The organism is Roseovarius sp. W115, from assembly GCF_032842945.2.
Lineage (GTDB): Bacteria > Pseudomonadota > Alphaproteobacteria > Rhodobacterales > Rhodobacteraceae > Roseovarius > Roseovarius rhodophyticola.
In genome coordinates this window covers 2,609,243-2,630,667 of the sequence record NZ_CP146606.1, presented here as the reverse complement: position 1 = coordinate 2,630,667, position 21,425 = coordinate 2,609,243, and the positions used below count along the sequence as shown (strand labels likewise).

Genomic DNA, 21,425 nt, shown 5'->3' with positions numbered 1-21,425 from the left:
GCCGAGCCATGGAAAGGATGATGCCATGAGCAATGCATTTTTCGGTAACTTCGACCTCGCCAGCGTGGCCATTTGGCTCTTCTGGTTCTTCTTCGCGGGGCTGATCTACTACATTCAGCGCGAGAACATGCGCGAGGGCTATCCGCTTGAGGATGATGATGGCAATATCTCGGCCAATCAGGGCATGTTTCCCGTCCCAGAGGACAAAACCTTTATCCTGCCACATGGCCGCGGTGAGCTGACTGTCCCCTCGGGCCAACGCGGCGACCGGGACAACCTGCCGCTGGCAAAGACTGCCCATGGCAACGGCTTTCCTTTCCAGCCCACCGGCAACCCGATGACCGATGGCGTCGGCCCCGCATCCTGGGCCCCGCGCGAAGATCAACCCGAGCTAGATGGTCATGGTCACCCCAAGATCGTGCCGATGGCCGCCACAGAACATTTCCACGTCGCTGCAGGGCGCGACCCGCGTGGGCTGCCTGTTGTGGCAGCCGACGGCGAAGCGGTGGGCACCATCACAGATCTTTGGATCGACGAGCCGGAACAGCTTGTCCGCTACCTTGAATATGAGCTCAGCGAAGAGCACGGCGGCGGCAAGCGGCTTGTCCCGATGACGCTGGTGCGGGTCTGGAAGGACAAGGTGAAGGTCCTCAAGATCATGGGCCACCAGTTCGCTGACGTGCCAACACATGCCTCGAACCGGCAGGTGACCAAGCTCGAAGAAGACAAAATATCGGCCTATTACGGCGGCGGCACGCTTTACGGCAATGACGCCCGCTTTGGCCCGATCATCGGCTAAGCCAAGCGCAAACGGAGGGCGGCATGCCTCACGATCATGATGATTTCGCAGTAGAACCGGTTCCCGGCCTGCCCGAACGCCCCCCGAGGGCGAGCAGATCCTATGGCAGGGTCGCCCCAACTGGTGGGCCCTCACCCGCGAGTCGCTCAATCTTTACTGGGTCATTGCCTATTTCGTGGGGCTTTTTGCCTGGCGCTTTATCACGCTGATTGACCGCGTGCCGTTTGACACGGCCTTTGCCGCCTCCTTCCCCTTCATCATCCTGGGAGGGATCGCAGCGGCCTTGTTGATCATCATTGGCTATGTGCAGGCGCGCGCGACGATCTACACCATCACCAACAAACGCGTCGCCATGCGCATCGGGGCTGCTCTGACCGTTACGCTCAACCTGCCCTACACACAGATTGCCCGCGCCGATCTGGACCTGCGCAAATCCGGAACCGGCACCATTGCCTTTGACCTCTTGGGCACCACCAAACTCAGCTATCTGGTGTGCTGGCCGCATGTCCGCCCCTGGCGGATCAGCAAGACCCAGCCCGCCCTGCGCTGCATCCCGGATGCCCAGCGCATTGCCGAAATGATGGCCGAGGCGGCAGAGGCACGCATCAACACACCGCAAGTGGCCCGCAGACCAAGCCCCGCAACCGTCGCCGCCGAATAAGGACGAAGAAGAATGGCCCGAACCGACACCAACCTGCCTCCCGCACCACAGGCATCGCATGACAAGGAACTTGTCCCGCGCATCCTGATCGTGGCAGTTTGCACGCTGGTTCTGACCATTCTGGCGCTGGTGACATGGGCCCGGGTGACGGATCAGCCCGTCACCTATGTGCCGCCCAAGGGTGAGATCACGCATGAGCGCACCTTCCATCTCACCGGCGACATGGCCGGAAGTGCCACGGTGACCGAACTGAACGGCACGCTGATCGCCGATCTTTCCCCTGAGGAAGGCGGATTCATTTCCGGCGTCTGGCGCGTGATTCAGCGCGAGCGCACGAAACACCGCGTGGCCGAGGACGGCCCGCTGACGCTTGTCCGGTACGAAACCGGACGCATCGCAATTTACGACCCCAGCACGGGGTGGAGCGCCGATCTGATGGGGTTCGGCGCAGATAACGCCAGGGCGTTTGCACGCCTTTTGGCACAATAGGAGAGGAGGCCAAGAAATGGGTTGGCTTACGAAAGACTTTGAGAGGGCACCTTGTACGGTTGAGGTCAGTCACTGCTTTGAGAGCCTGCACGCGCATGTGCGGTTCGACAATGGCGCGGTGATCTATCCCGGCGACGAGGTGAAGGTACATGGCGACGAAATCATGGCGCCGTTCGGTGAAGTGGTCCGCGAACAGCGCGAAGCGACCATCATTCGTGCCAGCAAACTTGAACAGCTCTGGACCCGCCTGACCGGCGATTTTGAGGTGATGGAGCTTTGCGAGTTCTCCTTTTCAGAGGAGGTCACGCTATGAATGCGCATTCCGGAAAACACACCGCCGACGCCACCACCGTCGAAGAAGGTCTGGCTATCGCTGAAGAGCAAGACCGCCAGTACACCAACGAAATGGCCACCGAGACTGCGATGCAGAACACCCTGTTGACGCCGCGCTTTTACACCACCGATTTTGATGAGCTTGACGCCATCGACGTCAGCGAAGTGCGCGAAGACTGGGACAAGCTGATTGACCAGATGGAGGCAGACCCGAACCGCGGGCATTTCAAAAAGAACGAAGACTGGGACCATGTTGATTGGGAAAACATGGAGCCACAGCTGAAGAAGGAATTCATCGACTTCCTGATCTCAAGCTGCACCGCTGAGTTTTCGGGCTGCGTCCTCTACAAAGAGATGAAGCGCCGCGGCAACAACAAGGACATCACCCAGCTTTTCCAACTGATGGCGCGCGATGAGGCACGACATGCTGGCTTTATCAACGACGCGCTGCGCGAAGCAGGTCTACGGGTGAATCTGGGCTTTCTGACTCAGAAGAAGAAATACACCTACTTCCGACCAAAATTCATCTACTACGCCACGTATCTCTCTGAAAAGATTGGATATGCGCGATACATCACCATCTTCCGCCATCTGGAGGCGAACCCAGAACACCGCTTCCACCCGATCTTCAAATGGTTCCGGGAATGGTGCAATGACGAGTTCAGCCATGGCGAGGCCTTTGCCCTTCTGATGAAGACAGATCCCAAGCTGACCTCGGGCAAGAATGTCTACTGGATCAAGTTCTTCCTGACGGCGGTCTATGCCACGATGTATGTGCGTGACCACCAGCGTCCGGCCTTCCATGCGGCGCTTGGTGTGGATCCCGATTGGTATGCACATGAGGTTTTCACGAAAACCTCTGAGCTCTCCAAACAGATCTTCCCGATCACGCTCGATATCGACAGCCCCAAATGGCAGCCGCTTCTGGAGCGTCTGCAAAAGGCCAATGTCGATCTGGACGCGGCCAAGAAACAGGGCGGGCCAATTGGCTTTATCAAACGCATGAGCGCCTCGGCGCGTGCTGCCACGGCCTTTGTGCAGCTTCTGCTCATCCCATCGAAGGGACACCAAGTGCCCGCTAACGTAAGACTGGAACCTGTCTATTGAGACACGCCCTTTGGCATAAGGCAGCCGCAGTCCCGGACCTGATCCGGGACCTCCACGGCGACGAGGTCCCGGGTCAAGCCCGGGACGCGGGAGGCCCGTGATGTCCGCTTCGCCCTGGATCGCTGCGGTTTTCGCACTGTTCATCTGGTGGTTCTCCACGGGAGTGATCCTGATGGTCGTGCGCCATGCCGATACCAAGGGCGCTCGCACGCGGCTGCTCTCGCCTCTGATGGCCCTGCCCTTTCTGGGTGTGGGCCTTTGGGGGTTTGTCACCACTTTGGACATGGGCACAGTGACTGCCGCCTATGGGGCGTTCCTGGCGGCTTTGGCGATCTGGGGCTGGGTGGAGCTGTCGTTCCTGTCGGGTGCCATCACTGGCCCCAACCTGCGTGATTGCCCCGATGACCTCCCGGAATGGGAGCGGTTTGCCCGCGCCTGGGGCACGATTGCCTATCACGAATTGCTGCTGACCGTGATCTTTGCAGGTCTCTGGCTTTATGCTGCAGGGGCGGAGAATTCCGTGGGTCTCTGGACCTTCACGATCCTCTATTTCGCCCGCATCTCGGCCAAGCTGAACCTCTATTTCGGCGTGCCCAAGATCAATACCGAGTTTCTGCCCGAGGCTTTGGGCCATCTGGCCAGCCATTTCCGCATTCAGCGGCTCAACTGGGTGTTTCCCGTTTCAATCACCGCACTTACCTTTGCCATCGCCTGCTGGCTGGAAAGGCTTTATGCGGCAACCACACCGGCAGAGATCACTGGCTTTGCCTTGCTGAGCGCGATCACCGTGCTGGCGCTGCTCGAACATTGGCTGATGGTGCTGCCATTGCCGGATGCCAAACTCTGGCGCTGGATGCTCCCTGCGCCCAAACCGACACAAACCAAGACGACAAGACCGGAGGGATCCCATGGATTTTGATGCCATGTTCAACGCGCAACTCAATGCACTCAAAGAGGAAGGCAACTATCGCATATTTGCCGAGCTTGAACGCCAATGCGGGTCTTTTCCCAAGGCCAAGAGCTATGATGATGATGCCCCTGACGAGGTAACCGTCTGGTGCTCCAACGACTATCTCGGCATGGGCCAGAACGATGACATTCGCCAAGTGATGAAAGACGCCATCGACCTTTGCGGCACCGGCGCCGGGGGCACGCGCAACATCTCGGGCACCAACCACTATCACGTGGAGCTCGAAAAAGAGTTGGCCGATCTGCACGGCAAGGAAGACGCCCTGCTTTTCACATCGGGCTATGTCTCCAACTGGGCGGCTCTGTCGACCCTGGGTGCGCGCCTGCCCGATGCGGTGATCCTGTCGGATGAGCTCAACCACGCCTCAATGATCGAGGGAATGCGCCACAGCCGCGCCCGCAAAGTCATCTGGAAGCATAACGATCCCGAAGACCTGGATCGCAAACTGGCCGCCTTGCCCGCCAACGCACCCAAGATTGTCGCCTTTGAAAGCGTCTACTCAATGGATGGCGACATCTGCCCGATGAAAGAAATCATCGAAGTGGCTGAAAAACATGGCGCCATGACCTATCTCGATGAGGTGCACGCGGTTGGGCTCTACGGCCCCCGAGGCGGTGGCGTATCCGAGCGAGAGGGGCTTGCCGACCGCATCACCCTCATTGAGGGCACTTTGGGCAAAGCCTATGGCTGCATGGGCGGCTACGTTACGGGATCAGCGGCAATGTGTGACTTTATCCGATCCTTTGCCTCGGGCTTCATCTTTACCACCGCCCTGCCCCCGGCTGTGGCCGCCGCTGCCAAGGCATCCGTGGCCCATCTCAAGCAAAGCCAGATTGAACGCCAGATGCAACGCGAACGCGTGGCCTATCTGCGCAATCAACTGGACAAACAGGGCATTCCGCACCTGGATAACCCCAGCCACATCATCCCCGTGATGATCAAGGATCCGGTCAAATGCCGGATGCTGGCCGATATCCTGATGCGTGACTGGGGCATCTATGTGCAGCCCATCAACTATCCCACGGTTCCCAAAGGCACAGAGCGCCTGCGCTTTACGCCCGGACCATTGCACAATGAAGCAGATATCGATCATCTTGTCGAAGCGCTGAGCGTTTTGTGGAAGCAATGCGCCATCGCTCATGCAGTGGCTTGATGCTAATAGCGGCAAATTGACCATAACACTGTTGACTCGAGCGTTCAGGTTCTATGTGTTGCTCAAGCCAACACCACGGAGGACGTAATGAAATCTTATGTAACAGCCACGGCTGCGCTTTTCTGTATCGCAGCCCCAGCTTTCGCTGCAGACACCGCCTCAGGCGATCCCGCAGCCGGCGAAAAAGCGTTTAAACAGTGTAAGTCCTGCCACATGGTTCAGGATGCCGATGGCAACGCCATTGTCAAAGGCGGCAAAACCGGGCCGAACCTTTTCGGCGTCGTCGGTCGGACCGCAGGTACCGAAGACTTCAAATACTCGAAAGACATGGTTGCTGCCGGTGAAGGCGGCCTGGCCTGGGATGAGGCCTCTTTTGTGACCTACGTTCAAGATCCGACCGCTTACCTCAGAGAAGTCACCGGAAATGACAAAGCGCGCAGCAAAATGACGTTCAAGGCGCGAAAGGAAGAGGACGCCGTAAACATCTGGGCTTACCTCGCCTCGGTTGGCCCTGAAAGTTAAGCGACCAGCACATATCAAATGAGAAAGGACCGCTTTCAAGAGAGCGGTCCTTTTCTTTGTGCAGCCCAAAAGAAAATCGGCCGGGGTCTCCCCAGGCCGATCTTAAATCTTCAGGTTGCTCTTAGAGCTTGGCGCGTTCTGAGCGAAGTGCCAGCCACAAGCAGTAGCACATCATCAGCACCACAAGCGTGAACGGAATGCCCGTAGACACCGCCGCCCCTTGCAGCGCCGACAACCCGCCGCCCAGCAAGAGCGCAATGGCAACCAGCCCTTCCAGCGTGCACCAGAAGACCCGCTGGATCACCGGCGCATCCATCTTGCCGCCTGCCGTGATCGTATCGATCACAAGGCTGCCGCTGTCCGAGGACGTGACAAAGAAGATCACGATCAGGATCAGCGAAATCGGTGCCACGATGCTGTAGAGCGGCAGTTCCTTGAGGAACCCAAAGAGCGCGCCCTCGGGGGCATAGCTGTCGATCACCGTGGCTTTGACGCCTTCGGCACCGCCCGCGTTCAGCATGTCGATGGCAGCACCGCCAAAGGTCGACATCCAGAGCGCACAAACAGCCGTGGGAGCGAGCAGTGCACAGATGATGAACTCACGCACCGTACGCCCCTTGGAGATGCGTGCGATAAACATGCCGACGAAAGGCGACCATGCGATCCACCAGGCCCAGTAGAAGGTCGTCCAGCCGTGGAAATAGCTGGTGTCTTCTCGACCAAACGGGTTGGACAGTGCCGGAAGCATCACAACGTAATCAACCATCACGCTGAAATACCGCGAAATCGCTGCACCAACACCGGTTACGAGGATGACGAAGATAAAGAGGCAGACCGCCATGACCATGTTGATCTCCGAGAGCCGCTTGACGCCCTTGTCCATGCCAAGGCAGACTGAGCCCAGAGCAATCAGCGTGATGCCGATGATCAGGACAACGGTGACCGTGTTTGAAGGCTCAATGCCAAAGATCTCGTTGAGACCTGCCGCCACCTGCTGCGCGCCGAGGCCCAGCGATGTGGTCAGACCAAAGAGCGTCGCAAAGACAGCCAGCGTGTCGATCATATGGCCCCACCAGCCCCAGACACGTTCGCCCAGAATGGGGTAGAACGCAGACCGAAGCGTCAGCGGAAGGCCGAGGTTATAGCAAAAGATGGCAAGGCTCAGACCAACGGCGGCATAGATCGCCCACCCTTCGAGGCCCCAGTGGTGAATGGTTCCGACCACACCCACATATTCATTGCCCGGCTGCGTGATATCGACTCCAAGAGGTCGCGCGCCGCCATCTTCAGCGAAGTTGTAGTAAACCGGCTCAAGAACCCCGAAGAACAACAGCCCAATGCCGATACCGGCGGCGAACATCATCGCGATCCAGCCAGCATAGGAATAATCGGGCTTGGCGTCCTTACCGCCAATCCTGACCGAGCCTACGGGCAAAACGATCAAAACCAGACAGAAGAGCGTGATTGCGTTAACGGATAGAACAAGAAACCAGTCAAACGTGCTTGTCAGCCATGGCCGCAGCCAGCCAAAGAACTCTGCGGTGGCCTCCTGATTGGCAAGCGCAATCAGCACGAACCCAAAAATCACAACACTTGAAATCAGGAATACCGGGTTATGAATATCAAGCCCCATCGGCCTGATATTGTCCTGGCCCATTTCGTAGTCTGTCGAATACTCCATGTGGCCTTCGCCCGCGCTTTGCGGGTCTTCAGATGTGGTCATGTTTTGGCTCCCTCTTGCCCCGCCGGTTTGTCCCGGCATTACGACAAGGGTTCTGCGCCAGTGCCGCTAAGTCAAAGAATTTCTTGGACCACATCTGAACCATTTGACCAAGCACCTGCGGCATTTTCTGCAGAAAGATCCTCCACAGTAGACGCAAAATGAAAGATTAAGCTGGGCCCGCACAGAATTGTGAAAAATCAATTTTCTTACAATCAACGCGAACATGCCCGCATATCGTGCTGCAAGGCAGAAAAAACAACAGAATCGCGTTTGAAAACCGCCGGTGATTTCCGCCTGTGACGGGAAATTCGTCCTAACAGCTTGTCGGAAAATAGACTTTTTCTGCCGGGACATGGTCAGAATCGTGCGCTCACTCGAAAGGAGTCACCCTCTATTTGACAACCCCAAGCGGCACGACATCAGCAGTTGACCCGGCGGCTTGTGTCGCAGTGAGCGCAATGTCCCGTGCCGTCAGCCCCGCCGCTTGATACATCTCATCCGGGCTTGCCTGATCAATGTAGCGATCCGGAAGGTGCATCGTGCGTATAGCAAGACCACGATCCAACGCGCCCTCGGCGGCCAGCGTTTGCAACACTATGGCTCCAAAGCCGCACATCGCGCCTTCTTCCACCGTGATCAGCACCCGGTGATGGCTTGCCAGTTGCAGCACCAGATCACGGTCCAGAGGCTTGGCAAACCGCGCATCTGCCAAAGTGACCGAAAGACCTGCATTCTCCAGTATCTCCGCCGCTTCCAGACACTCGGTCAGATGTGCTCCGTAAGACAGGATGGCAACGTCAGACCCTTCAAAGAGCACCCGGCCCTTGCCAATCTCTAGAACCTCGCCGCGCTCAGGTATGGCCACACCGGTCCCCGCGCCACGCGGATACCGAAACGCAATCGGTCCCTCGTCATGCGCCGCGGCCGTCGCCACCATATGCGTCAGCTCCGCCTCATCAGCCGCCGCCATGCAGGTCATACCGGGCAAAGCGCCCAGATACCCGATGTCAAACGCCCCTGCATGGGTCGGCCCATCGGCGCCCACAAGCCCCGCCCGGTCAATCGCAAACCGCACCGGCAGGCCTTGCAAAGCCACGTCGTGCACCACCTGGTCATAGCCGCGTTGCAGGAAAGTCGAATAAATCGCGCAGAAGGGCCGCAGCCCGCTGGCCGCCATCCCGGCTGCAAAGGTTACGCCATGTTGTTCGGCAATGCCCACGTCGAACACCCGGTTCGGAAACCGATCGGCCATGATGTTGACGCCTGTGCCCGACGGCATCGCCGCCGTCACAGCCACGATATTGGGATCGCTCGCCGCCTCTTGCGTCAGCGCCTGGCCAAATACGGACGTATAAGACGGCGCGGACGCCGATTTCTTGGCCTGCGCCCCGGTCTCCACATCGAACTTGGAGACACCATGATAGCAATCCGCGCTGGCCTCCGCAGGGGTGTACCCCTTGCCTTTGACCGTGCAGACATGAATCAGAACCGGCCCAGTGGCCCGCGTGTGCGCTGCGCGCAGCACGGGCAAGAGTTGATCCATGTCGTGGCCATTAATCGGCCCGACATATTCAAACCCAAGTTCTTCAAAGAGCGTGCCGGACTCGGACACTCCAGTCACAAGCTGTCGCGCGCGCTTCGCCCCTTCGCGCATCGGCGCAGGCAGCGCCGCTTCAAACCCCTCGGCCAGGCTCTTCATCTTGGCCAGCGGCTCATTGGCATAAAGGCCACTGAGATATGACGACATTGCGCCCACAGGCGGGGCAATGCTCATTTCATTATCATTGAGAATGACAAACATCCGCCGCCCTTCGGCACCCGCGTTGTTCATCGCCTCATAGGCCATGCCCGCACTGATCGAGCCATCGCCGATCACGGCAATTGCATCGCCCGTAGGCCGTCCCATATCGCGCCCGACCGCGAACCCAAGTGCCGCACTGATCGACGTTGAACTATGCGCCGCGCCAAAGGGGTCGTATTCACTCTCAGCGCGTTTGGTGAACCCGCTCAACCCGTCCTTCTGGCGCAAGGTGCGAATGCGGTCCCGCCGCCCGGTCAGGATCTTGTGCGGATAGCATTGATGCCCCACATCCCAGACCAACTTGTCCATTGGCGTGTTGAACACCGCATGAATGGCCACGGCCAGTTCGACAACCCCAAGAGACGAGCCCAGGTGCCCGCCTGTCTCGGACACCGCGGAAATCACCTCTGATCGAAGTTCCCGCGCAATTTCGGCCAGATCACTGTCCGGCAATTGTCGTAGATCGGACGGGCCAGCGACCCGATCCAGAAGCGGTGTTGTTGGTGTATCTTTTGGCATCGCACCCCCCTCAAGGCGGCTTGGGCGCAACCCGCATCACTCGGGCAGCAGGTGCGCGATTTAACGGGTCAGGCCTCTTGCAAGGCCTGACCCAAAGCTTCAGTTGCCGTAATCCGGCACACCCGTCGTCGCCAGCTCCGGCCAATCTGCAATCACATTCGTGCCCTGCAACGGCTGCTGGTAGCCTTTGTGACAGGTCCGGCAGGCTGCCTTGGGCGCATCCTGATGCACCGGGCCCAACCGTTCGGGCGGATAGGTGTCTTTGAGCGGAATGAGGTAGTCGTTGTTCAATTCCTGAACCATCGAGATACCAAGGCTCTCAGTGCCCCATTGCGGCGTCACTTCGGCCCCGTCATAGAAGGCGCGGCTGTTGTGACAAAAGACACAATTCACACCCAGCGAATTGGCAATGTAGTTCATCAGCGCATAAGTCCGCTCGGCCTGTTGGATACCAGGATACCCGTCCTGCCCCGGAATACCTGCCACCCGGCTTTCCAGATCATGCACACCGATGGTCTCGCCCTCGACCAGATAGGTCTCAAGCGCATCCGAAGGCAGCGATGTAAAGGAGCTGAGCGGTGTGGCCCGGTTTTGAACAGCCGCCCATCCGGACACACGCTCATTCACCGGCGACAGCTTGAACCAGATGTCGCTTGGCACGTTCTGACCACGGTGACAGGTCATGCAGGTTACACCAACTTGGCCATTGGCATTCACATGACCATCCCAGTTCTCGTTGATGTTTTGCGTCATCTCGATCATCCGGCGCGAGACAACTTTGGTGTAGAGGCTGTCCTCGCCATACGTCTCTACGTCGCCATCTCCGTGACAGTACGCGCAGCCCTCTTCGGGCGCGACCCAGCGTGTCATCGCCGCCATCAGCCGGTTGAAATTGGACTCCGTCAGCCCGCCAAGGATCTGCACGTTCTCATAGATATCCGATGCAATCGGCTCATCGGCTTCGATTGGGAATGGCGGATCCTCAATAAGCTCTGCAATATCGGGGTCCGGCACCACCCTGTCACTGTCAAACTCGGTGATCGACATCCCCGTCCCGCGCGGCCCGGTCTGAAGGCTCTCAGTTGCATAGGGCTGCCCAAGGGCAATCAGAATGGCCGCCGCAAACACTGCCGCCCCCACGACACCCACAAAGATCGCTGGCCCGTAGATGTTGGTGGGATTGTGTTTGTTCCACTCTTTGAACCATTTGGGAAACATGTCTTACTCCTCCTTACCGATGAAGGCTTCGTAAGACCCGTAAGCCTCGTAGCCGTAAGAGCCGTCGTAAGCGGGGGCAAAGTTGTGCTCTTGCGCCCAGATGAACCAGTTGTCCACAACCGTCCCGGTCAGCAGAATACCAATGCCACCCGTGATCGGTGTCAGCACCGCAAACCACCAGGCCCAGCGGTGAATGCCCTCCATCGTCGCGTTGAACCCCATGGTCCAGCGCCAGAAGAGGGCCGCACGCTCGGTGGCTGTGCCCCGGTCCACGATCTGTTCAAGCTCGCGGTCCCCGCCATAGCGCGTCACCGCCAGAATGGTCGCCCCATGCATCGCAAAGAGCAGCGTCGAGCCATAAAGGAACACGATCGAAAGGCAGTGGAACGGGTTGTAGTAAAGGTTTCCGTAACGGATCGAGAACGCCGTGGTCCAATCCAGATGCGGGAAGATGCCATAAGGTACCGCCTCTGACCACGACCCCATCAGGATCGGGCGGAAGAGGTTGAGCACCAGCATCAGCCAGATGGCCGAGGCAAAGGCCCAGAAGATATGTTTGCCCATCTTGTGGTTCGCCGCGAGGATCCAGGTCCGCGCCAGCCAACTCATCACGCTCACCAAAAGGAAGAATGAGGAAATGATAAACCATCCCCCTTCATTAAGAGGTGGAATGGACAACCCATGCTCCGGTCCCGGCGGCTCCAGCGCCAGCCAGAAGCCCTGCCGCAGGAATTCAGGGATCGAATAGTTGACCTGCGCCAACATGTTCATCCCCACGATATTCAGCGCCAGGACAAAGCTCACCAGGCTGACAACTCCGGTCCAGCCGAGATTTATGGGCCCCAGCTGCGCGTTGCCAATCCAGCCAACAAGCTTACTGAACCGTGGGGCAAAGCCGCGTTCTGCCGTCAAGGTGCCGTCATCGTCCATGCCCCATTCGGGCTGACCCTGAACCTGCACCTGATTGAAGATATTCTGATACTCAATCATGGCTTACACCCCCATCTGAGATGGCCAGATCGGCATCTCAAGCCACCAGTTCCACCATTCAGGCCAGCCTTTAGTCCAGACCGGGCCGGAAATGATGATACAGATCGCCGACCAGAACCCGGCGTTGAGCGCCAGAAGAAGCCCGACACGGTGAATGCCCAGCGTGCCCACCGAATAGCCGATGAAATCACGGAAGAATGTGTCCTCATGATCCGGCGTGCGCATCTCTTCGCCCTTCTCAGGGTTGGCCGCCGAAAGGATCAGACCACCATGCAACGCCAGCGCCAGAGTGGTGGTGAAAAAGAGCGTCACCGCCAGCATATGCGCCGGGTTGTAGTGGAAGTGCAGATAGGCGTAGCCGGTGTTGGACACCCAATCGAGATGGCTGAAAATCCCGTAGGGGAACCCATGCCCCCAGGCCCCCATCAGCACCGGACGGAACACCACCAGCGTGACATAGGCAAAGATCGCGACGCTGAAGGCAAAAGGCACGTGATAGCCCATCCCCAGCTTGCGACAGATCTCAACCTCTCTGAGCGCCCAGCTACAGAAAGCGCCAATGGCACAGATCGTGATGATCTGCCACAACCCGCCTTCCATCAACGGCGCGGCCCCAAGCCCATAGGACAGGTCCGGTGGGGCAATGTTTATGAGCCAGGGATTGAACGTGCCCTGATGCGCCGCCCCCCAGAAAATCAGGATCGTCCCCAGCGTCGCGAAGAAAAACGTCGTGACCCCGAAAAAGCCCACATAAAATGGACCGACCCAGAAGTCGAACAAGTCGCCTCCGATCAAGGTCCCCCCGCGGACGCGGTATTTTCTTTCAAAGCTGAGCAACGCCATTGCTTCTCTCCGCTCTTTCAACCAGTGGCCATATTGGCCCGGTCGATGTTATTCTTTTGGTATGTTGCGGGCAGGCGCTGGCCCGCCCGCAACAGTTTTCAACGAAGCAAGCCTTGATCACTCAGAGGCCGCAGCGCGTGACGCAGCCGCATTCTCGAACCAGTTGACCCCATTCGACAGAACCACCAGGTGGATCATCGCGGCCAAGAGGAACAGGAATGCACCCTGTGCGACAAACACACGGCGCGGATCGAAAACCAGCCAGATCTTGTAGAACTTAGACATTTCCGATCCTTCCTCAGAACCAAGGCGCCCAGATGTAGGTTGCAATATGCGCAACCAATGCAATCAGCGTGAACAGCCAAAGGCCGCTCATATAGACCGCATGCAACTCCTGGGCTTGCTCGTCGGTAAGACCCGTCATCGACAGGTCGGTGTTATCAGCCATGAACTTTCCTCCGGAACGTTATGCTGACGCCGCGTACCCCGCGGCCGGGTTCCCTGGGGGCCTTTCGGTCCTGGGGCGTCTGCCCGCCAAAGCGGAAAGGCAGAACGGATCTCGATCCTCACGCGCGATGCGCTCAGGCCGAGAAAATCAGTGGCGTGATCCGGTCTGCCTCTGACCAGGCCCGCGCCAGCGGCCCCCGGACATTCAGCGACTTCATGTTCACGATATCCCGCCCCCAGCGCCAAAAGGTAAAGGGCAGCGCCAGAAAGAAGATCGGCACGAAATAAAGCCAATATTCCAATGTCCTGCGGCGGTTTGTTGAACCGCGTTGGGGTGGGTTGGATGTCAGATCCGTCATAAGATCAATCCTCCTGTTGAAGTCTTGGCCCGCTGGGCGCGAGCGCTTGTATGGTTTCCAGAACGACCCGCGCGTCGCCCTGTCTGAGCGCCGCATCCTCGGCGGCGTCGCGGAGTGTCTTGGCGGCAGATATCCGCGTCAGCACCGGGTGGCTTTCCACAATCCGATCGAGTTCAGCCTGTGCATCCGTATCCCAGGGAAAATCCCGTCTGAGCGGTGTGGGCGTCGCGGCGGTGGCATCCATCTCGCTCGCGAGCGGCAGGATGTGAAACAGCGCGTCGAATAGCCCATTGCAAATCTCCTGGATCAGGTACGTCGCCCCGGCATAGCCCATGAACGGCGTGCCCGTGGCGCGTCGGATCGCGGCGCCGGGAAAACTCGCTGGCAAAAACGCGGGCTTCGGCCCATGCCCGGCCTGCATTTCGGCCAGATACATCTTTTCGTTGATCGACCCCATCAGGATCAGTGGGCGGTGCTGCTGAACAAGTGCGCGCACCTCTTCATTATTGGTCTTGCGCCCCGCCACGCGCGCCACCGCAAAGGCGCAAGGCAGGCCCATGTCATTTTCCAGGAAATTGCGCACGCCCCGCGCATAGGTTTCATTGGCCACGATACCAAAGCTGGCCGTGGCAAAGAAATCCTGCGTGACCGAGCGCCACAGATCCCAGACCGGCTTGATCGTCGAGTGTTTCTCGCGCTCAATAAAGGGTTCAGGATCAAGCTCCAGCAACTCGCCGAGCTTGCGCAGGAACTTCGTTGTGCTGTCCACACCAATGGGCGCTTGCAGATAGGGCTTCTCCAGAACCTCGCAGAGACCTCGGCCAAACTCGCGATACATGCAGATATTCACATCCGCATTCACCAGATCGCGCATCTCCGCCAGATGCGCGCCCATGGGCATCACCATGTTGACCTCGGCCCCGATCCCTTCGACCAGACGCCGGATTTCGGCGAGATCGGACGGCATATTGAACGTGCCATACATCGGCCCCAGGATGTTCACCCGTGGCTTGCCCCCCTCTTCGCGCTTTTTCTCACGTGGCATCCGGCCTTTGGTCATGCCGAACTCGGTAAAGAGCCAGGTCATCGCCCGATCCGCGGCCTCCCACTGATCTTCATCAATGGTGCGCGGCAGGAAACGTTGGATATTCGTGCCTTGCGGCGTGACCCCACCGCCGATCATCTCGGCAATCGAGCCTGTGACCACCACAGCGGGCAGCGCGGGATCAAGCGTGCCCCAGGCACGCTTCATCGCGCCTTCAGTGCCTTCCCGGCCCAGTTCTTCTTCGCCCAAGCCCGTGACCACAATTGGCAACTCATGCGGCGGCAGCGCATCGGTGTAGTGCAGAACAGACGTCACCGGCAGGTTCTCACAGCCCACTGGCCCGTCGATCACCACCTGCAGGCCCTTCACGGCACAAAAGGCGTAGACCGCCCCCCAATAGCCGCCCGCGCGATCATGATCTTGGATCAGCATCCCATGCCCTCCAGTTTCGAGGACAGCCCGGCTTCTTTCTTGTCAAAAATACCCAAAACCCCGCGGCTGGCCGCACCGCGCTGCGCACCGACGCGATACCGACGTAATACCGACGTGATACCGACGTGGATTTCTGAACCCCAAACGCGCATCAGATCATCTCCCGCGCTTTGGCGGCCCGCGCCGCTTTTTCGAGCTTCTTGAGGTTCGTGGCGCGGAAATCCTCGCGAATATTGGGGGTGCCTTCCCAGACCCCCGCAGTGTCACCAGAGCCCACACCTTCAAAGAACTCGCGCATATGATCCATGCGCTCCTTATTGGCGATGGCCGCATTGACCACATCGGCCAGACTGCCCGCGCCAGCGGGGCCCATCAAGGGCCGTGCCGAGATGAGGTTCGTGAAATAAAGCCCTGGAATACCGAGTTCTTTTGCCTTTTGCACAACCGGCGTTGTGCCAATGGCGAGGTCGGGTTTGATCCCTTCCATCGCCGCGCAATCCTCTTCCAGAGAGGCGCGGAATTTAATTTTGACTCCCTTGGCCTCAAGCCAGTCGATATCACTCTGAGACCAGGCGGTCTTGGGACAGGCGCTGCCCACATAAGGCACATCCGCACCGCTCTCGATCAAGAGCCGCGCCACCAGAAGCTCGCTGCCTTCATACCCGCTTAACGTAATGGTGCCATTGATGGGCTTGGCCCCCAAAGCGCCTTTGATGGCAGGAAGGAAGGTGTTCTGCGCCTTGGCGATGTCTTTTGCAGCAATTCCAAAGCTTTCGCCGATGGCTTTCAACCAGTCTGCGGTACCGTCATGGCCCACAGGCGCACTGCCGATGATGGGTCGCCCTGCGGCTTCGAATTCGCGAATGGCTGCGGTGTAGAACGGGTGGATCGCCGCCACAGCGCCACAATCAAGGGCGGCATAAAGCTCGCGCCACTCCCGGCACGGCACCACCGGTCCCGCTGCCAGCCCCATAGGCGCCAGCATCTGGCCGATCATCATCGGGTCGGCGGGGAACATCTCGCCCAGCATGGTGACGGTTGGCCGATCCGATTTGCCACCCTCGGGCGCGGCCACAGGCCCCGCTTCGATCTCCTGGCGCGCGTAGTTGAGCATCGCCCCCGCCAGCACATCCTTGGCCTCGGCATGGGTCGGAATGCCAAATCCGGGCACATCAATGCCCACAATGCGCACACCGTTGATCTCATCCGGCAAAAGCCGCAGCGGCACGCCGCTTGCGGTGGGCACACAGAGGTTTGTCACCACAATGGCATCAAACCGGTCGGGGTCCGCCAATTCATGAACGGAATCGCGGATATCCTCAAAAAGCTTGCCGGTCACCAATGTCTCTGAGTTGAACGGCACATAGCCCACCGAGCGACGCGCACCGTAAAAGTGGCTTACAAACGTCAGCCCATAAACACAGCACGCCGAGCCACTCAAAACCGTCGCCACCCGCTTCATCCGCAGGCCCACACGCAAGCTTCCAAAAGCGGGACACATGCTCTGTGGCTTGTCATGCGGGCCTTGCGGGTAGTCGCGCGCATATTGGTCAAGAAAATCACTCTGCCCGGCCATGCGTGCGGCCACTTCCATATCCTTGCCGGAATGACATCCCAGCCCCGGATCACCGGTCAGTTCCGGCGCATCTTCACGCGGCTTGCCCTTGATCACTTCGGCCTCAGCGGCGCTGTCATATGTGACTTCGTCGCTCATGCGGTTCCTTCAACTGAATGCGTGGCACCCGAGGCGCGAATGTCGAAAAGAAGCCTCTGCAGCTGGTCTTTGCGCGCCCGCTGAAGCATCGTGCGCCCCTCGTCTTTCTGGGCGTTCGAAGAAACCTCAGACATCGTCATAGACCACCTCCAGGCTCACTTTCGGCTCGGCATTCTTGCCGCGCATATCCATGTCAGTGGCGGGTTCCAGCGTCACACCGGCACCCGTTTCCGAGCCGTCAAACAGCTCAAGCAACCCATCCTGATCCAATGGCGCAGGCCGCACAGGCGGTGCAATACCAACCTCCTCAGCCAAGCCGGCAAAAAGGCTGCCCCATTGGCTTTCAGATGTGCCAACGATCTGATAATTCGCAGATTTCTTACGCAGGTCATCATCCTGCGGAATGGACGCCAGAACCGGAATGTCGACAGCCTCAGCAAAAGCCTGCGCCTCGCCAGAGCCGTCATCCTTGTTGATCACAAGCCCCGCGACACCCACATTGCCACCCAGCTTGCGGAAATACTCCACCGCCGAGCAAACATTGTTGGCCACGTAAAGGCTCTGCAAATCATTGGAGCCAACCAAAATAACCTTCTGCGCCATGTCCCGCGCAATCGGCAGTCCAAAGCCACCGCAGACCACGTCACCCAGGAAATCCAAGAGGACATAGTCAAAATCCCAATCATGGAAGCCCAGCTTTTCCAGCAACTCAAACCCGTGAATGATCCCGCGCCCGCCACAGCCCCGGCCCACTTCGGGTCCGCCAAGCTCCATGGCAAACACGCCGCCGCGCTTGAAACAGACATCGCCGATCTTGACCTGCTCACCTGCGAGGTTCTTCTTGGTCGAGGTCTCGATGATCGTGGGGCACGCCTTGCCCCCGAAAAGAAGGCTGGTGGTATCCGATTTCGGATCACAGCCAATGAGCAGCACGCGCTTGCCCTGCTCGGCCATCATGTGGCTGAGATTGGCCAACGTGAACGACTTGCCGATCCCGCCCTTGCCATAGATCGCAATGATCTGGGTTTTCTTGGTGGGCTCGCTTTGCGGCACCTCCAGGGTCGGCTCCTCGGACGCCTCGTCGCGCAAGCGCTTGTCGAAGTCTTTCAGGTTTGGCACATCGTCTTTCACGCGGCGTCCTTCCAGTTCAGTATCATTTTCAGGCAATCGGGATTTTCAAAAGCTGCCGGATAGGCCAGTTTGGCGGCTTCGGCGGCAACATGATGGGTGATCAACCCATTCAGGCTCAGCGCGCCACTGTCGAGAAGTGCGCTCACCGCTGTGAGGTCTTCACGCGCCCATTCCGCAGCGACACGCAGGCGCGCCTCTTTCATGAAGGCAGGTGGAAACGCAAAGCTCAGGCCCTGCGGATAAAACCCGGCAAGAACAATCTCGCCACCCTTGGTCAGGCGACCAATCAGGTCATTCAGGATCGCGGCATTGCCGGATGCATCATATATCGCCTCATAGTCACGGCGCGGATCATCGGCCGGGTCGATGACCTCATAGCCCTCCGCCCCGCTGCGACGCGCTTTGCTGATTTCCCAAACGGTTGGCGCCGGTGCGCCTGCCGCAATTGTCAGCCGCGCCAGAAGACGGCCCAGAACGCCGTGCCCCACAATGAGGTCCGGCACGCGCTTGTTCAGCCCTGCCATCGCATGGCGGGCCGTCGCGGCCAGCGCCAAAAGCGCCCCTTCAGGGCCCATACCCGAATCGATGCGCGTCACCCGGTCGGCCCGCGTCACCAATCGAGACGCAGCACCACCAAAGAGCCCGAACGCATCGGCAAAGCAATCCGCACCGGGCACAAAAACCTGATCTCCGGGTTTGAATCCGGTGGAAGAGCCCGCCTCAACGACCTCGCCTGCGGCCTCGTATCCGGGCACCAAAGGATAGCCAGACCCCGGAAAAGGCGGCATTTCTCCGGTCCAGAAGAGCTTTTCAGTTCCGGTGGAAATTCCTGAGTAAGAGATGTCGACCACAAGGTCACCTTCGCCCGGCGGCTTCAGCGCCAGAGTATCCAGCCTAAGGTCCTTGGGACCATTCAAAAATACGGCACGGGCTTCCAAGTCTTCACTCCCCGGCCCGATCTTGAGTGCGAACTCATGTCGCATTTCGGGCCTGAGTGTAAGTTTATTGGCACAGCTTAAAGTGTCAAGTTTTCTTTACAGTTTTCTCTGACCCAGAAACTTGACAAGCCTCAATTTTTTGAAACATCACCGCCTGGTTTGCGACAACTCAAAGCGCTGGTGATGTAAGGTCGGCGTGCCGATGGTATTTGAACGCCTTCAAACCCCGCCTCTCTGCACATGCGGGCAATGGTCTCTGCCGAACGCGCGCGACCTGTGCCCATCGCCATTGTGTAGAAGGCGAAATAAAGATCACCCGACCGATCAGATTTAGCCCCGCCAGCCATCGGCTCGGAGATAATCAACCGCCCGCCGTTCGGCAGCGCCTCAAAAACTGCGCGCAACAACGCCGCGACCGTTGCATCCTCATGGTCATAGAGAACCCGGATCAGAGAAACGACATCTGCGTCCCGCGGCAAAGGATCCGTTCGAAAACTGCCCCCATGCAGGGCAACCCGCTTGCTGAGCTTGAGGTTGGCGATGCGGGTCTCGGCCTGCGGCATGACCTGGGGCAGATCAAACAGAATGCCGCGCGCCTGTTTATTGCGCCGCAGCACTTCGGCAAGAAACACGCCAGAGCCACCGCCGACATCCATCACGGTGACATCGCCCTTGATCGGCAACATCGACAGGGTGTCGCGGGCCACCAAAACCTGGCTTTCGGCCATAAGAGTGGAATACCGGTCCGCCACGTCCGGGGCGATCTCCCCCTGCGCGCCAAACACATAGGGCCAGAACCGCGCCAAATGCGTCTCACCTTCCCCCGCAAAAGCGCCACGGGATCGGCCATGTCGGCATAGAATTCGCGGTTGTGTCGGATCATGTTCTCCAATCCCGGTACACCCAGAATGGCCGCACCCTTGCGTGCCAGCGCGTAACGCCCATCTCGCCGCCGTTTGAGCAGGCCAAGCGCCATGCCACCGCGCAAAAGCTGATCCATACGGTCGGCGGGAACGGCATGGTCAAAGCCCAGTTTCTCGGCGCTCTGCGGCCCATCCAGAAGCGTCCGCAGGATATTCAGCTCGATCAGCGCAGCCAGCACCTGACTAGCAACAAATCCCTGCAATATATCGAAAATTTCCGCGCCGTCACGCCGCGCCATGCCCCTCCCAAACGGGAGCGCGCTGGCAACATTCTGAAATCCGGGGCGCGCGATCAGCCGTGCAAACCACCCCGATGGCGACCAGGTCTGGCGCATATCCGGGTCTCGCACGGCCATGGGTGGCTATGTCCGGTATTTGGCAGGCATTTTCGGCATGATCGCCTGCGCCTGAAGCCGCACCATCTCGGCCAGCTGCGCCTCTCCGGGGCAGGATGGGATCGAGGCAATCGCCCCGGCCAGAATATCCTTGAGCCGCGACACCGCCCCATCAACCCCGTATGTGGCCACCGCATTGGGTCGCCCATGAAGGTCGTCCTGCCCAACCGGTTTGCCAAGGCTATCCTCATCAAGAACCGCGTCGCGCAGATCATCCGCCACCTGGAACGCCTCACCGATCAAAGCCCCAAGGTCATGCCAAGATTCGGCATCATGGCCCGCGGCAATCGCGCCCATTTCAGTAGCGGCGATAAAGAGCGCGGCGGTTTTGGACCGGTGATAGGCTGTCAGGTCAACCTCAGCCTCACTTTCCCAACCTTGCCCAGCACATATGCCGCCCGGCATACCGGTGCGCTGCGCCAGGGACAGCACCAGTTTGGCCGCCCTGCCCTCGTCATGGTGTGCAGCGCGCGCCAGAACCTCAAAGGCCAGAATGATCAGGCTGTCACCCGTCAGCACCGCCAGTGGCTCGGAATAGGCCAGATGGACCGAAGGTTTGCCCCGCCTGAGCGCGGCATCGTCAAAACACGGCAGATCATCATGCACCAGTGAGGCGCAATGGATCAGCTCCAGTGCTGCGGCGGCTGCATCGGTGAGCATAGGCTGATCATCGCCACAGGCCTTGGCCACCGAGAGCAGGATTGTGGGCCGGATGCGCGCGCCACCTGGTGTGGTGGCATAGCTGAGCGCCTCGGCCAGCTTGCCGGGAGCAGGCGCGGCCTGCGCGATCTCCAACGCGTTCAAAACGGCAGAGTTTATGCGGTGAGACAGCGGCATTTCAGGCTCCTAGCCAGGGGTCAAAAGCGGATCTGTCATACAATCATGACAAGCAATGTGTAAACTATACTGGACA

23 protein-coding genes and 1 pseudogene are annotated in these 21,425 nt (G+C 59.0%); 8 read left to right on the top strand and 16 right to left on the bottom strand.

The features are described from left to right. The first annotated feature begins 25 nt into the window (after window positions 1-25). The 8 genes and pseudogenes from puhA to RZS32_RS13300 all read left to right on the top strand — a co-directional run bounded on the left by puhA (window position 26) and on the right by RZS32_RS13300 (window position 6,034). Window positions 26-799 (top strand): photosynthetic reaction center subunit H, encoded by a 774-nt coding sequence (gene puhA, locus RZS32_RS13335; RefSeq protein WP_317057463.1) that lies wholly within the window; start codon window positions 26-28, stop codon window positions 797-799. A 23-nt stretch (window positions 800-822) separates the two neighbouring features. Continuing rightward, window positions 823-1,460, top strand: a pseudogene (gene puhB / locus RZS32_RS13330) (photosynthetic complex putative assembly protein PuhB). A gap of 12 nt (window positions 1,461-1,472) precedes the next feature. Then, window positions 1,473-1,949, top strand: coding sequence for a photosynthetic complex assembly protein PuhC (gene puhC / locus RZS32_RS13325; RefSeq protein ID WP_317057461.1), 477 nt, complete (start codon window positions 1,473-1,475; stop codon window positions 1,947-1,949). A gap of 16 nt (window positions 1,950-1,965) precedes the next feature. Next, on the top strand, window positions 1,966-2,262 hold the full coding sequence (locus RZS32_RS13320; RefSeq protein ID WP_317057460.1) for a hypothetical protein: 297 nt from the start codon (window positions 1,966-1,968) through the stop codon (window positions 2,260-2,262). After that, entirely contained in the window at window positions 2,259-3,389 is a 1,131-nt protein-coding gene (acsF, locus tag RZS32_RS13315; protein WP_317057459.1) for a magnesium-protoporphyrin IX monomethyl ester (oxidative) cyclase, read from the top strand. The genes RZS32_RS13320 and acsF overlap by 4 nt, the downstream gene beginning before the upstream one ends. 100 nt (window positions 3,390-3,489) lie before the next feature. Continuing rightward, entirely contained in the window at window positions 3,490-4,308 is an 819-nt protein-coding gene (puhE, locus tag RZS32_RS13310; protein ID WP_317057458.1) for a putative photosynthetic complex assembly protein PuhE, read from the top strand. Beyond that, window positions 4,298-5,512 (top strand): 5-aminolevulinate synthase, encoded by a 1,215-nt coding sequence (gene hemA, locus RZS32_RS13305; RefSeq protein WP_317057457.1) that lies wholly within the window; start codon window positions 4,298-4,300, stop codon window positions 5,510-5,512. The genes puhE and hemA overlap by 11 nt, the downstream gene beginning before the upstream one ends. Window positions 5,513-5,599: 87 nt before the next feature. Continuing rightward, window positions 5,600-6,034, top strand: a complete 435-nt coding sequence (locus RZS32_RS13300) for a c-type cytochrome (protein ID WP_317057456.1) — start codon at window positions 5,600-5,602, stop codon at window positions 6,032-6,034. 121 nt (window positions 6,035-6,155) lie between these two features. Here the strand turns inward: RZS32_RS13300 and RZS32_RS13295 are convergent, their stop codons facing one another. The 16 genes from RZS32_RS13295 to RZS32_RS13220 form a co-directional block, all read right to left on the bottom strand. Then, window positions 6,156-7,757, bottom strand: a complete 1,602-nt coding sequence (locus tag RZS32_RS13295) for a BCCT family transporter (protein ID WP_317057455.1) — start codon at window positions 7,755-7,757, stop codon at window positions 6,156-6,158. 391 nt (window positions 7,758-8,148) lie between these two features. Further along, a complete protein-coding gene (gene dxs, locus RZS32_RS13290) occupies window positions 8,149-10,077 on the bottom strand; it encodes a 1-deoxy-D-xylulose-5-phosphate synthase (protein WP_317057454.1) in 1,929 nt (642 codons plus the stop codon). A 99-nt stretch (window positions 10,078-10,176) separates the two neighbouring features. Beyond that, window positions 10,177-11,295, bottom strand: coding sequence for a photosynthetic reaction center cytochrome PufC (gene pufC / locus RZS32_RS13285; protein ID WP_317057453.1), 1,119 nt, complete (start codon window positions 11,293-11,295; stop codon window positions 10,177-10,179). Between the two features lie 3 nt (window positions 11,296-11,298). Continuing rightward, window positions 11,299-12,285 (bottom strand): photosynthetic reaction center subunit M, encoded by a 987-nt coding sequence (pufM, locus tag RZS32_RS13280; protein WP_317057452.1) that lies wholly within the window; start codon window positions 12,283-12,285, stop codon window positions 11,299-11,301. A 3-nt stretch (window positions 12,286-12,288) separates the two neighbouring features. Then, a complete protein-coding gene (gene pufL / locus RZS32_RS13275) occupies window positions 12,289-13,128 on the bottom strand; it encodes a photosynthetic reaction center subunit L (RefSeq protein WP_317057451.1) in 840 nt (279 codons plus the stop codon). 117 nt (window positions 13,129-13,245) lie between these two features. After that, window positions 13,246-13,413, bottom strand: coding sequence for a light-harvesting antenna LH1, alpha subunit (pufA, locus tag RZS32_RS13270; RefSeq protein WP_317057450.1), 168 nt, complete (start codon window positions 13,411-13,413; stop codon window positions 13,246-13,248). Window positions 13,414-13,426: 13 nt separating this feature from the next. Continuing rightward, window positions 13,427-13,576: a light-harvesting antenna LH1, beta subunit gene (gene pufB / locus RZS32_RS13265; protein ID WP_317057449.1), complete on the bottom strand. Its 150-nt coding sequence runs from the start codon at window positions 13,574-13,576 to the stop codon at window positions 13,427-13,429. Between the two features lie 133 nt (window positions 13,577-13,709). Next, window positions 13,710-13,934, bottom strand: coding sequence for a cytochrome PufQ (gene pufQ, locus RZS32_RS13260; RefSeq protein ID WP_317057448.1), 225 nt, complete (start codon window positions 13,932-13,934; stop codon window positions 13,710-13,712). A 4-nt stretch (window positions 13,935-13,938) separates the two neighbouring features. Further along, complete coding sequence (bchZ, locus tag RZS32_RS13255; protein WP_317057447.1) at window positions 13,939-15,411, bottom strand: chlorophyllide a reductase subunit Z; 1,473 nt, start codon at window positions 15,409-15,411, stop codon at window positions 13,939-13,941. Next, window positions 15,405-15,563, bottom strand: a complete 159-nt coding sequence (locus RZS32_RS13250; RefSeq protein WP_317057446.1) for a hypothetical protein — start codon at window positions 15,561-15,563, stop codon at window positions 15,405-15,407. Before RZS32_RS13250 ends, bchZ begins: the two co-directional genes overlap by 7 nt. Continuing rightward, window positions 15,563-17,125: a chlorophyllide a reductase subunit Y gene (gene bchY / locus RZS32_RS13245; RefSeq protein ID WP_317057445.1), complete on the bottom strand. Its 1,563-nt coding sequence runs from the start codon at window positions 17,123-17,125 to the stop codon at window positions 15,563-15,565. Before bchY ends, RZS32_RS13250 begins: the two co-directional genes overlap by 1 nt. 126 nt (window positions 17,126-17,251) lie before the next feature. Then, window positions 17,252-18,256 carry a chlorophyllide a reductase iron protein subunit X gene (locus tag RZS32_RS13240; protein ID WP_317057443.1) on the bottom strand — a complete coding sequence of 335 codons (1,005 nt, stop codon included), beginning with the start codon at window positions 18,254-18,256 and terminating at the stop codon, window positions 17,252-17,254. After that, window positions 18,253-19,239, bottom strand: a complete 987-nt coding sequence (gene bchC / locus RZS32_RS13235) for a chlorophyll synthesis pathway protein BchC (protein ID WP_422395916.1) — start codon at window positions 19,237-19,239, stop codon at window positions 18,253-18,255. The genes RZS32_RS13240 and bchC overlap by 4 nt, the downstream gene beginning before the upstream one ends. 86 nt (window positions 19,240-19,325) lie before the next feature. Beyond that, complete coding sequence (locus RZS32_RS13230; protein ID WP_339106909.1) at window positions 19,326-19,946, bottom strand: methyltransferase; 621 nt, start codon at window positions 19,944-19,946, stop codon at window positions 19,326-19,328. Next, window positions 19,850-20,473: a methyltransferase family protein gene (locus RZS32_RS13225; RefSeq protein WP_339106665.1), complete on the bottom strand. Its 624-nt coding sequence runs from the start codon at window positions 20,471-20,473 to the stop codon at window positions 19,850-19,852. Before RZS32_RS13225 ends, RZS32_RS13230 begins: the two co-directional genes overlap by 97 nt. 6 nt (window positions 20,474-20,479) lie before the next feature. After that, complete coding sequence (locus RZS32_RS13220; protein WP_317057441.1) at window positions 20,480-21,349, bottom strand: polyprenyl synthetase family protein; 870 nt, start codon at window positions 21,347-21,349, stop codon at window positions 20,480-20,482. Window positions 21,350-21,425 lie beyond the last annotated feature (76 nt).

Excerpts from the sequence above, each read along its gene's own strand:
- puhA (WP_317057463.1), top strand. The coding sequence starts at position 26 with ATGAGCAATGCATTTTTCGGTAACTTCGACCTCGCCAGCGTGGCCATT.
- puhC (WP_317057461.1), top strand. The coding sequence starts at position 1,473 with ATGGCCCGAACCGACACCAACCTGCCTCCCGCACCACAGGCATCGCAT.
- RZS32_RS13320 (WP_317057460.1), top strand. The coding sequence starts at position 1,966 with ATGGGTTGGCTTACGAAAGACTTTGAGAGGGCACCTTGTACGGTTGAG.
- acsF (WP_317057459.1), top strand. The coding sequence starts at position 2,259 with ATGAATGCGCATTCCGGAAAACACACCGCCGACGCCACCACCGTCGAA.
- puhE (WP_317057458.1), top strand. The coding sequence starts at position 3,490 with ATGTCCGCTTCGCCCTGGATCGCTGCGGTTTTCGCACTGTTCATCTGG.
- hemA (WP_317057457.1), top strand. The coding sequence starts at position 4,298 with ATGGATTTTGATGCCATGTTCAACGCGCAACTCAATGCACTCAAAGAG.
- RZS32_RS13300 (WP_317057456.1), top strand. The coding sequence starts at position 5,600 with ATGAAATCTTATGTAACAGCCACGGCTGCGCTTTTCTGTATCGCAGCC.
- RZS32_RS13295 (WP_317057455.1), bottom strand. The coding sequence starts at position 7,757 with ATGACCACATCTGAAGACCCGCAAAGCGCGGGCGAAGGCCACATGGAG.
- dxs (WP_317057454.1), bottom strand. The coding sequence starts at position 10,077 with ATGCCAAAAGATACACCAACAACACCGCTTCTGGATCGGGTCGCTGGC.
- pufC (WP_317057453.1), bottom strand. The coding sequence starts at position 11,295 with ATGTTTCCCAAATGGTTCAAAGAGTGGAACAAACACAATCCCACCAAC.
- pufM (WP_317057452.1), bottom strand. The coding sequence starts at position 12,285 with ATGATTGAGTATCAGAATATCTTCAATCAGGTGCAGGTTCAGGGTCAG.
- pufL (WP_317057451.1), bottom strand. The coding sequence starts at position 13,128 with ATGGCGTTGCTCAGCTTTGAAAGAAAATACCGCGTCCGCGGGGGGACC.
- pufA (WP_317057450.1), bottom strand. The coding sequence starts at position 13,413 with ATGTCTAAGTTCTACAAGATCTGGCTGGTTTTCGATCCGCGCCGTGTG.
- pufB (WP_317057449.1), bottom strand. The coding sequence starts at position 13,576 with ATGGCTGATAACACCGACCTGTCGATGACGGGTCTTACCGACGAGCAA.
- pufQ (WP_317057448.1), bottom strand. The coding sequence starts at position 13,934 with ATGACGGATCTGACATCCAACCCACCCCAACGCGGTTCAACAAACCGC.
- bchZ (WP_317057447.1), bottom strand. The coding sequence starts at position 15,411 with ATGCTGATCCAAGATCATGATCGCGCGGGCGGCTATTGGGGGGCGGTC.
- RZS32_RS13250 (WP_317057446.1), bottom strand. The coding sequence starts at position 15,563 with ATGCGCGTTTGGGGTTCAGAAATCCACGTCGGTATCACGTCGGTATTA.
- bchY (WP_317057445.1), bottom strand. The coding sequence starts at position 17,125 with ATGAGCGACGAAGTCACATATGACAGCGCCGCTGAGGCCGAAGTGATC.
- bchC (WP_422395916.1), bottom strand. The coding sequence starts at position 19,239 with ATGCGACATGAGTTCGCACTCAAGATCGGGCCGGGGAGTGAAGACTTG.
- RZS32_RS13225 (WP_339106665.1), bottom strand. The coding sequence starts at position 20,473 with ATGGCCGTGCGAGACCCGGATATGCGCCAGACCTGGTCGCCATCGGGG.
- RZS32_RS13220 (WP_317057441.1), bottom strand. The coding sequence starts at position 21,349 with ATGCCGCTGTCTCACCGCATAAACTCTGCCGTTTTGAACGCGTTGGAG.